The organism is Blautia sp. HCP3S3_D9 (genome assembly GCF_052063845.1).
Lineage (GTDB): Bacteria > Bacillota > Clostridia > Lachnospirales > Lachnospiraceae > Blautia_A.
The window spans coordinates 1-9,844 of the sequence record NZ_JBQHWS010000127.1 but is presented as its reverse complement, the minus strand read 5'-3'; the positions used below and the strand labels follow the sequence as shown (position 1 = coordinate 9,844).

The 9,844-nt window shown below is 42.5% G+C and carries 9 protein-coding genes and 1 pseudogene; all 10 read right to left on the bottom strand.

Annotation, left to right across the window (positions count from 1 at the left end):
* Positions 1 to 249: pseudogene (locus ACTNES_RS17150) on the bottom strand (LL-diaminopimelate aminotransferase); the annotation flags it as partial.
* 368 nt (positions 250 to 617) lie between these two features.
* Positions 618 to 2,060 carry an Asp-tRNA(Asn)/Glu-tRNA(Gln) amidotransferase subunit GatB gene (gene gatB / locus ACTNES_RS17145; RefSeq protein ID WP_334303491.1) on the bottom strand — a complete coding sequence of 481 codons (1,443 nt, stop codon included), beginning with the start codon at positions 2,058 to 2,060 and terminating at the stop codon, positions 618 to 620.
* Positions 2,057 to 3,526 (bottom strand): Asp-tRNA(Asn)/Glu-tRNA(Gln) amidotransferase subunit GatA, encoded by a 1,470-nt coding sequence (gene gatA / locus ACTNES_RS17140; protein WP_008704899.1) that lies wholly within the window; start codon positions 3,524 to 3,526, stop codon positions 2,057 to 2,059. Before gatA ends, gatB begins: the two co-directional genes overlap by 4 nt.
* An 11-nt stretch (positions 3,527 to 3,537) precedes the next feature.
* Positions 3,538 to 3,831 carry an Asp-tRNA(Asn)/Glu-tRNA(Gln) amidotransferase subunit GatC gene (gatC, locus tag ACTNES_RS17135; protein ID WP_008704901.1) on the bottom strand — a complete coding sequence of 98 codons (294 nt, stop codon included), beginning with the start codon at positions 3,829 to 3,831 and terminating at the stop codon, positions 3,538 to 3,540.
* 62 nt (positions 3,832 to 3,893) lie between these two features.
* A complete protein-coding gene (gene aspS, locus ACTNES_RS17130) occupies positions 3,894 to 5,225 on the bottom strand; it encodes an aspartate--tRNA(Asn) ligase (protein WP_300334915.1) in 1,332 nt (443 codons plus the stop codon).
* 393 nt (positions 5,226 to 5,618) lie between these two features.
* The gene (locus ACTNES_RS17125; protein WP_055153468.1) at positions 5,619 to 6,173 is read right to left on the bottom strand and encodes an ANTAR domain-containing response regulator; all 555 of its coding nucleotides are present in this window, start codon (positions 6,171 to 6,173) and stop codon (positions 5,619 to 5,621) included.
* Between the two features lie 154 nt (positions 6,174 to 6,327).
* The gene (locus ACTNES_RS17120) at positions 6,328 to 7,650 is read right to left on the bottom strand and encodes a glutamine synthetase family protein (RefSeq protein WP_291815545.1); all 1,323 of its coding nucleotides are present in this window, start codon (positions 7,648 to 7,650) and stop codon (positions 6,328 to 6,330) included.
* 288 nt (positions 7,651 to 7,938) lie between these two features.
* Positions 7,939 to 8,301 (bottom strand): type II toxin-antitoxin system HicB family antitoxin, encoded by a 363-nt coding sequence (locus ACTNES_RS17115; RefSeq protein ID WP_008704906.1) that lies wholly within the window; start codon positions 8,299 to 8,301, stop codon positions 7,939 to 7,941.
* Positions 8,285 to 8,542, bottom strand: a complete 258-nt coding sequence (locus tag ACTNES_RS17110; protein WP_022380271.1) for a type II toxin-antitoxin system HicA family toxin — start codon at positions 8,540 to 8,542, stop codon at positions 8,285 to 8,287. Before ACTNES_RS17110 ends, ACTNES_RS17115 begins: the two co-directional genes overlap by 17 nt.
* A 338-nt stretch (positions 8,543 to 8,880) precedes the next feature.
* Positions 8,881 to 9,844, bottom strand: a 964-nt coding sequence (locus ACTNES_RS17105) for a glutamate synthase subunit beta (protein ID WP_441040192.1), incomplete at its 5' end; no start/stop codon positions are given.

Genomic DNA, 9,844 nt, shown 5'->3' with positions numbered 1-9,844 from the left:
AGATCTTAAGAATTCATAACCAAGATCAGGTGCATAACCATGAAATGTAGCTGCATCACCCATTTCATCTACGGATTTATGGAGCGCTTCAATGATTGCCGGAGCCAGAGGCTGGGTTACATCACCGATTCCCAGTGAGATCACGTTTACCTGTGGGTTGGCTTCTTTATATGCTTTTACTTTTTTTGCAATTGTGGAAAACAGATAGCTTCCCGGTAATTTCAGATAGTTGTGGTTTACTGTTACCATGTTTGATTTCCTCCCTGGCATGTTTCGCAGTTTTTATATACCTGTCTACAGCAGGCTGCTGCTTTGCCTTTCCATTTCTATTTGTGTCTTTTCTGCAAATATATTTTATTCGAGTTTTATTATACTTAATTATTTAATAATGTAAAGTCTCAAAGTGTTTTCTGAGCATAATTTTTAATATTAACATTACTGTTCACTGGTAATATCCCGCGAGGTGTTTTTTGTGAGCGAAGGTCACAGAAAACCCGAGACATACTGTGCGAATTTATGCGATTAGCATAAATTCTGTGCATCGTGAAGCGTGTTGCTGTGAACGGAGTGAACAGTAACATTTTTTACCCCGGGCATAATGTCCGGGGTGATTTATTTTATTTGCGCTTCTCTACTTCTTTCATTAGTGTCTCGCGGACGCTTGCAGGATTTGCCTTGCCTTTCATCTCTTTCATGATCTGACCTACAAAGAAGCCCATGACTTTATCTTTACCTCCCAGAAGTTCTGAAAGTGGTCCTGGGTTAGCATCCAGGATCCTGTTGATGGTTTCTTCCAGAAGTCCTGTGTCTTCTACAATCTTCAGACCATGTTCCTCAATGTAGGCTACAGGATCAATGTCTTCCTCAAAGACTTTCTCAAAGACTTTTTTGGCATTCTGAGGGCTGATTTCGGATTTTTCTACCATTACCAGAAGATCTGCAAGATGCTTCGGTGAGAAAGATACCTGTTCCGGATCCATAGCTTTATCTTTCGTCAGACGGAGTACCTCACCCATAAACCAGTTTGCTGTCTTCTTTGCATTTCCGTAGATTGCTGCTGTTTCTTCAAAAAGACCTGCAAGATGGCGGGATTCTGTGAGGATTCCCGCATCGTATGCCGGAAGTCCGTACTCTTCCTGATAACGGGCCTGTTTCACTTCGCGAAGCTCCGGCTGTTCTGCTTTGATCTTTTCAATCCATGCATCAGAGATATGGATTGGAGGCAGATCTGGATCAGGGAAATATCTGTAGTCTTTGGCATCTTCCTTGGAACGCATGGCGTAAGAATATTCTTTGTTGTCATCCCAACGGCGTGTCTCCTGTGTAACTGCCTTGCCTTCTTCGATCAGTTCGATCTGACGTTCTCTTTCGCCTTCGATTGCTCTGGCAATGGCTTTGAAAGAGTTCAGGTTCTTCATCTCTGTTCTGGTACCGAATTCTTCTGCTCCCACTTCACGGACAGAAAGGTTAACGTCTGCACGCATGGAGCCTTCCTGAAGCTTACAGTCTGATACACCCAGATACTGCATCATACAACGGAGTTTTTCAAGATAGGCGATTACTTCCTCAGAGCTTCTCATATCCGGCTCGGATACGATCTCAATCAACGGGACACCGCTTCGGTTATAGTCTACCAGGGAGCAGTCTTCCCATTCATCATGGATCAGTTTACCTGCATCCTCTTCCATATGCATTTCATGGATGCGGATTTTCTTTTTGCCTGCAGAGGTTTCAATCTCTACCCATCCGTCATGACAGATTGGCAGATATAACTGAGAGATCTGATAGTTCTGTGGGTTGTCCGGATAGAAATAGTTCTTACGGTCAAATTTGCAGTACTGATGGATCTGGCAGTTTGCTGCAAGACCTGCTTTCAGGGCAAACTCTACTACTTTCTTATTTAATACAGGCAGGGAACCCGGCATACCTGTGCAGACCGGGCATGTATGTGTATTGGGTGCTCCTCCGAATTCAGTGGAGCATCCGCAGAAAATTTTTGTTTTTGTTGCAAGTTCTACATGGACTTCAAGTCCTATGACTGTTTCGTACTGTTTCATTATCTGGTGCCTCCTTCTCCTGGCACGGCAAAGGAGCCGCGGCTGGTTTCATAGGCGTGTGCTGCACGCAGGATTTTCTTTTCCATGAAGCAGTCCCCGATCATCTGGATACCGATTGGAAGACCTTTGCTGTCTTTTCCGCATGGAACTGTAATTCCCGGAAGACCGCAGAGATTGACTGCTACTGTGTAGATATCTCCAAGATACATGGCAAGGGGATCTTTTAAGCTTTCACCGATCTTCGGTGCTGTAAATGGAGATGCAGGTGCAAGGAGCACATCATATTTGCCAAATGCCTGGTCAAATTCTTTCTTGATCAGGGCTTTTGTGCGGAGTGCCTTCAGATAGTATGCATCATAATAACCGGAGCTTAACACGAAGGAACCAAGCATGATACGGCGTTTTACTTCCTCACCGAAACCTGCTGTTCTGGTCTTTTTGTACATGTCGTGAAGACCTTCATATTCTGCTGCACGGAAACCGTACTTCACTCCATCGAAACGTTCCAGGTTGGAACTTGCTTCTGCACTGGCGATAATATAATAAGCCGGAATCATGTATTCCATGGTTTTGATAGAGAAGAATTCTACTTCTGCTCCCAGTTCTTTCAGCGTATCAAGAACACCCATAAAAGATGCTTTTACTTCCGGATCAAGTCCCTCTGCCAGATATTCTTCAGGAACTCCGAATTTCATCCCCTTGATATCTCCTGTCAGTTCTTTGGAGAACTGAAGATCTTCTCTTTTCATGGATGTGCTGTCTTTTGTATCATGTCCTGCGATGATCTCCAGAAGAGCTGCACAGTCAGATACGTCTTTTCCTACAGGTCCGATCTGATCCAGGGAAGACGCATAAGCTACAAGACCGTAACGGGATACTGTTCCATAGGTTGGTTTAATTCCGGTTACACCACAGTAGGAACTTGGCTGACGAATAGATCCACCTGTATCTGAACCAAGTGCCAGATAAGTTTCTCCTGCTGCCACTGCAGCACAGGAACCACCTGAAGAACCGCCTGGTACGTGTTCCAGATTCCATGGATTTCTGGTGATGCCATAAGCGGAAGTCTCTGTGGTACTTCCCATGGCAAATTCATCCATGTTTGTTTTTCCGATAATGACCAGTCCGGCTTTTTCCAGACGATCAATGACTTCTGCATTATACTGAGGCACAAAATTCTCAAGAATCTTTGATGCACAGGTAGTTTTCTTTCCATTAATACAGATATTATCTTTGATCGCGATCGGTACGCCTGCAAGAGGACTGGTATAAGTACCGTCCTCGATGCCTTTTTGTACTTCTTCTGCACGTTTGTATGCTTCCTCTTTATATGTGTCAAGATAAGCGTGTACTTCTGAATCCTGTTTCTCAATCTGTTCAAAAACAGTTTTTACTCCATCCAGGACGCTGACCTGACGCTGTTTTATTTTTTCCCCAAGCTGCAGGGCTGTTAATTTCTCCAACTCCATTGTCCTGTCTCCTATCCTATGGTTTTCGGAACCTGATACTGTCCTTCTTTTGCTTTTGGTGCGTTTGCGAGCATTGCTTCTTTGTTGTCGCCGTTTGTGACAACGTCCTCGCGGAATACGTTTTCGTCCTGGAAAATATGGGACATCGGCTCTACTTCCGATGTATCCAGTTCGTCCAGTTTCTCTACATAATCAAGCATTTTCTGCATTTCAGCTTTGGCTTTTTCCTTTTCTTCTTCCGAGAGGGAAAGCTTAGCCAGGATGCAGACATTTTCCATTGTTTCATCATCTATGATCTTTGCCATGATTTTCTCCTTATATATACTGCCTGTAACATTCTATATTGCTTTTATTTCCGACTTCTTATTTACGGTTCCAAACGGTTCATATCTCGCGGGAAGAGACAGGTTTCACGAACATTCTCTTCACCGATAAGCTGCATGGTCAGACGTTCCAGACCGATTCCCAGTCCACCGTGAGGCGGCATACCATGTTTGAAGGTATCCAGATACTGTTCCATGCCTTCCTGCGTCATACCTCTGTCTTCAATTTTCTGTACCAGCATGTTGTAATCATGGATACGCTGTCCGCCTGTTGTGATCTCAAGGCCTTTGAATAACAGGTCAAAGCTTAAGGTAAATCTTGCGTCTTCCGGATCATCCATTGCATAGAACGGACGTTTCTTTGACGGATAATGTGTGACAAATACGAAATCTGAGCCATATTCTTCTTTGAAATACTGTCCGATCAGTGCTTCTTCTTCCGGCTCCAGGTCAAATGGGTTTCTGATCTTACGGTTATATTTCTGTGATACCAGTTCCTTGGCTACATCGAAACGGACTGCCGGGATTTTGGATACATCCGGGATCTCAAGCTTCAAAATCTGTACTTCTTTTGCATATTCTGTTTTCAGAAGGTTCATGGCATACTGCAGGAATCCTGTTTCCATTGCCATGATTTCTTCGAAGCTGTCAATGTATCCCATCTCGAAGTCCAGACTGGTGTATTCGTTTAAATGACGTTTGGTGTTGTGTTTCTCTGCACGGAATACCGGACCTGTCTCAAATACTCTGTCAAATACACCTACCATCATCTGTTTGTAAAACTGCGGGCTCTGTGCAAGTACTGCAGGTTTGTGGAAGTAGCTGAATTTGAAAAGGTTTGCGCCACCCTCTGCTCCTCTTGCTCCGATCTTCGGTGTGTGGATTTCTGTGAATCCCTGTCCGTAGAGATAATCGCGGAATGCTTTTGTCAGTGCTTCCTGAATTTTAAATTTGGAACGCTCCTGAATATTTCTCAGGGAAATCGGTCTGTAGTTTAATTTTGCTTCCAGAGAAGTGTTCAGTTTCCATTTGTCGATTGCCATTGGAAGTGGCTCTGCCGGTGTTGATAAAATATCAATATGACGAATACGAAGCTCTCTTCCGTGGGGTGCTCTCTCCTCTTCATGCAGGATTCCTTTCACCCTGATCGTCATTGCTTCCTTCAATTCATGAATGGAAACATTTGCCATTTCATTTTCATAGACTGTCTGGAATAAGCCTTCCCTTCTTCTAAGAATGATAAATGCCACATCACCCATATTACGGATGCTGTGAACAGCGCCTTCGATTACGGCTTCCTGGTTCAGGAGATTATTACCTACGAGTTCCTCCCAGGTATTGATTTCTTTTTTCCATGTTCCATTCATAAATTCCATTTCCTCATCCTCCATTTCTTCATTTCTGAAAACCTTTGTGATATCTTCACTGGTTTCAAGTTCAAAAGGCTTTTCGTGCAAGCACAACGACTTCTTGGCTTAAAACCCTGGAATATCAAAAAGGCGTAATCAGAAAATCCGGAGACACTTATCCCCTAGACTCTCTGATTACGCCTTTGTAATCATTCTTCCTGTTATTATCTATTTTATGTTTGGTTGTGTTCTTTCTATATATAATATAATGTTAGGGTTAAAATATATTTTACCTCTAACTTGATATGAACAAAAATATATTTTGTATATTACCACATATTCTGTCAAAATAATATCGTCATTTTTTACAAAATTTTCCTTATTATTTTCGGATATTTTATTTAGAACGTGTTTGAAAAATCAGATTTCATCATACATCAGCATGAGTAACATCTGTGCAGTTTCTACCATGTTGGTTCCTGAATCCATGCTGCATTTCTGGATGTGTCGATATGCTTCCTCTTCTGTCATCTGGTTTTTTTCCATCAGAAGGCGTTTGGCATTCGAAATATAATTCTGTTCTTTTTCTGATCTGGGCTTTGGTTTCTTCTTTTCTTTTTTGATCCGGCGTTCCAGATGATAGAGCATGTCATTGACCGTATCTATCAGTACGCTTGCTTTCATCGGCATCTGTACAGTGCTGACGGAATTCGGTGCTTCATCTATAATACGCTGAGAAGCCAGAAGCAGCATTTCAAAATACTGTGGCAGGTCATCGAGAGCGTCTTTATAATAGGCATCTGTCAGCTTATAGCCACATATCAGGACACCACTGTCAAGCTCTGAGATACTGGCCAGAGCGTTAGAGACAGAGCTGCAGACAGAGGCTACTGTGAGCCCATGTCTGTTAAGTATTGTGCGGATTTTCTTTGCGTCTTCAATTTTCGGTAACGCAATCACAATGCTGCTGCTCATAACTCTGCCACTCCTCTTTCTGTTACAGCCTGGGTTCCCGTCCACTGCTTATTGCTTTTTACAACCTCCGCAGGGGACTTACTTGATTCGGGTCAAGCGGATAAAATCATCCGCTTCGCTACGCGGCTCTACACCAGATAACTGCTTTATCTGGTTAAATTCTGTATAAGTATTCCTCGATTTCCCAGGCTGAAATTTCTCTTGTATAGCGAAGCCATTCTTTTTTCTTGGCTGCTGCGTATTCTTTACAAAATTCTGTTCCAAGTACTTCTTTGATCCAGTCACTCTGTTCGAAGTAATCAATTGCTTCGTTTAAATTTCCCGGAAGATTCTCAATCTTCATTGCTTTCTGGTCTGTTTCGGATAATTCTCTGCTTGAAGACTTGGTCGGATAAATTTTCTTATGAATTCCATCCAGCCCTGCTGCCAGACATACTGCAAATACCAGATACGGATTTGCTGCTGCATCCGGACTTCTCAGCTCGATCCTTGTTTCCATACCTCTGGATCCCGGAATTCTTACCAGGGAATTCTGGTTGTTCTTTGTCCATGTCAGTTCTGTCGGTGCTTCATAGCCCGGAACCAGACGTTTGTAGGAATTTACGATAGGATTGGTGATCAGTGCCATCTCTTTGCTGTGAGCCAGAAGCCCGCCTACGAAATAGTATGCTTCCTCACTTAATTCCTGCGGATTTCCCGGATTGACGAATACATTTCTTCCATCTTTAAATAAAGAGAAATGAATGTGCATTCCGGAGCCATTTACTTCTGCCCGTGGTTTCGGCATAAATGTCGCATGAAGTCCATGGCGTTTGGCAATGGTACGGACCGTCATCTTGAATGACATAATCCGGTCTGCAATCGTACGAACTTCACCGTATTTGAAATCTACCTCGTGCTGGGCAGGTGCAGTTTCATGGTGAGAGGATTCCACTTCAATTCCCATATCTTCCAGGTTTAATACGATATCACGTCTGGCATTCTCGCCCAAGTCTACAGGACTGATATCCAGATAGCCGGCCTTCTCATGGGTTACAGTGGTCGGAACTCCGTTATCATCTGTATGAAAAAGGAAAAATTCACATTCCGGATCTACCAGACAGGTATATCCCTCTTTCTTTGCCTCCCGGGCTGTTTTCTTCAGAATATATCTCGGGCTTCTCTCATGAGGGGTTCCGTCCGGACAGTAGATGTCACATAACATTCTGGCAACTTTGCCCTGCTGTGGTCTCCATGGGAGAATTGCAAAGGTGTCAAGATCCGGTCTTAAGTACATATCCGGTTCAGATTCTCCTGCGATTCCTGCGATAAAGGAACCATCTACAATACATCGGTTATCCAGTGCGCGGGGAAGTTCCCGGGCAGTTATGGCGATGTTTTTCAGCGTTCCAAACATATCTGTGAACTGGAGACGGATAAATTCCACGTCTTCCTCCTCAGCCATCTGTAATATTTCTTCTCTGGTATAATTCCCCATTTTCATTCACTCCTTGTCAGCATAGTTTCTGCTGTTTTTGCTTTCTTAATGATTCTTCGATACAATTTTGTCCTGTCTGGAAGTTTTATAGATTCTATAATAATATAAAAAATGGCGCACTTTCTACAGTTACTTTTCTATAGAAAGAACGCCTTTGTTCATGTAGGCAATTATAGCAACATGACTATTTTTTGTCAACTGCTTATTTTTATAAATAAATCACCGGCTCTTTCCATGTTACTGTGCGCTCCGCTTTCAATAACACGCTTTGCAGCTTACTTATAATCGCTATTTTGAGAATACCGCATCATTTCTCGAAAGAAGATATACGCAGTACTGATTCATACTGATTCCCTCCCTCTGAGAATGTTCTGCCAGTAGTCTATGCAGGCTTCTTGGAATTCTCAGTTTAAACTGTCCGGAATAATCTTCAAGGCTATCTGGTTCATGGATTTCTACTCCTTCTTCTAATGCAGCTTCAAGCCATGCTTTTTTTGCATCCAGGGCATTTGAAATTGCACTTTCCACTGTTTCTCCGCAGGTAATGCAACCAGGGAGATCCGGATACGAAACTACGAATCCTCCTTCGGTTTTATCTTCTACAACTTCCATACGATAGGACATTGACATATAATCATTCAGTGTCTTCATGATTCTTCGCCTCACTTTCTACTATTTCCCTTACCATTTCTACATATACTTTCTTTATCGGCTCATGTTTTGGTATTGTAATAGGCATACATCCAGACTTTCTAAATGTATAATGACTGCTTCCACTTCTCGGAACATTCATTTCATATCCATAACTTTCCAATACTTTTCGCAATTCATCAAACCGAAGATCTTTTGATAAATTACATATACGTGTTATCAGTTTATCCCATTTTGACATTCTTATATCTCCTATTTACATTATATGTGGTATCGTATATGGTGTCAATCAATTTTTCTATACCAAATTTGAAAAGATTTCTGTATTCTCCGAAAGAGAAATACGCAAAATACAAATTCAAAAATACTGTCTTTTGTACTTAATCATTAAGGGAAATGGATGAACCGAATAGCTCAAAAATTATCTTAGATATGCAAATTTAGTGTAGCAAATGTATTATTCTCTGTCAACTATAATTATTATAATGCAAGACCCAAAAATCACTTTCAAAAAAGGTGCTGTTGCCTGACATCCTTTTCCGTCAGGCAATAGCACCTTTCTCATATTTTATCTTATTTTTACAGATAGGAATATCCCATCAGTGATTCATCCACCGCTTTCGCAGCTTCTCTGCCTTCGCGGATTGCCCATACTACCAGGGACTGGCCTCGGTGCATGTCTCCTGCAGTGAAGACTTTGTCTACGGAGGTCTGGTACTGATCTGGCTTTGTATCTACGTTAGTTCTTCCATTGATGGCTACCTTAAATGCATCTGTTACATATTTCTCACTGCCAAGGAATCCTGCTGCGATAAGGACTACGTCTACAGGGATGACTTCTTCGGTTCCTTCTACAGGAACCATCATCATACGTCCTGTCTTTGCATCTTTTTCACTCTTTAATTTAGTGAGTTTTGCCTGGCAGACATTTCCGTTTTTATCTTTGATAAATTCTGTAACAGTAGTCTGGTATACTCGTGGGTCATGTCCGAATACAGCAGTGGCTTCTTCCTGGCCATAGTCTGTTTTGAGGACTCTCGGCCACTGCGGCCATGGGTTGGATGGTGTTCTTTCCACTGGAGGCTTGGGCATCATCTCTAACTGGATCACAGATTTGGCACCCAGACGTATAGATGTTCCTACACAGTCATTTCCTGTATCACCACCACCGATGACCAGAACATTTTTGCCTTTTGCAAGTTCATATGGAACTTTGGCAAAGTCAGAATCCAGCAAAGCTTTTGTTACCTGTCCCAGGAAATCTACTGCGAAATAGATTCCTTTGGCATCCCGTCCCGGAACTTTAATGTCTCGTGGATTGGATGCTCCGCAGGCAAGGATGACGCGGTCGAACTGTTTCAGAAGTTCTTCTGCTTTGATATCCTTTCCTACGTTTACATTTGTAATAAATTTAACTCCCTCTTCTTCCATAAGATGGATTCTTCTGTCAACAACAGCTTTGTCCAGCTTCATGTTAGGGATACCGTAGCGGAGAAGTCCGCCTACACGGTCTTTTCTTTCAAATACAGTTACACTGTGGCCT

Excerpts from the sequence above, each read along its gene's own strand:
- gatA (WP_008704899.1), bottom strand. The coding sequence starts at position 3,526 with ATGGAGTTGGAGAAATTAACAGCCCTGCAGCTTGGGGAAAAAATAAAA.
- gatC (WP_008704901.1), bottom strand. The coding sequence starts at position 3,831 with ATGGCAAAGATCATAGATGATGAAACAATGGAAAATGTCTGCATCCTG.
- aspS (WP_300334915.1), bottom strand. The coding sequence starts at position 5,225 with ATGGAATTTATGAATGGAACATGGAAAAAAGAAATCAATACCTGGGAG.
- ACTNES_RS17125 (WP_055153468.1), bottom strand. The coding sequence starts at position 6,173 with ATGAGCAGCAGCATTGTGATTGCGTTACCGAAAATTGAAGACGCAAAG.
- ACTNES_RS17120 (WP_291815545.1), bottom strand. The coding sequence starts at position 7,650 with ATGGGGAATTATACCAGAGAAGAAATATTACAGATGGCTGAGGAGGAA.
- ACTNES_RS17115 (WP_008704906.1), bottom strand. The coding sequence starts at position 8,301 with ATGAAGACACTGAATGATTATATGTCAATGTCCTATCGTATGGAAGTT.
- ACTNES_RS17110 (WP_022380271.1), bottom strand. The coding sequence starts at position 8,542 with ATGTCAAAATGGGATAAACTGATAACACGTATATGTAATTTATCAAAA.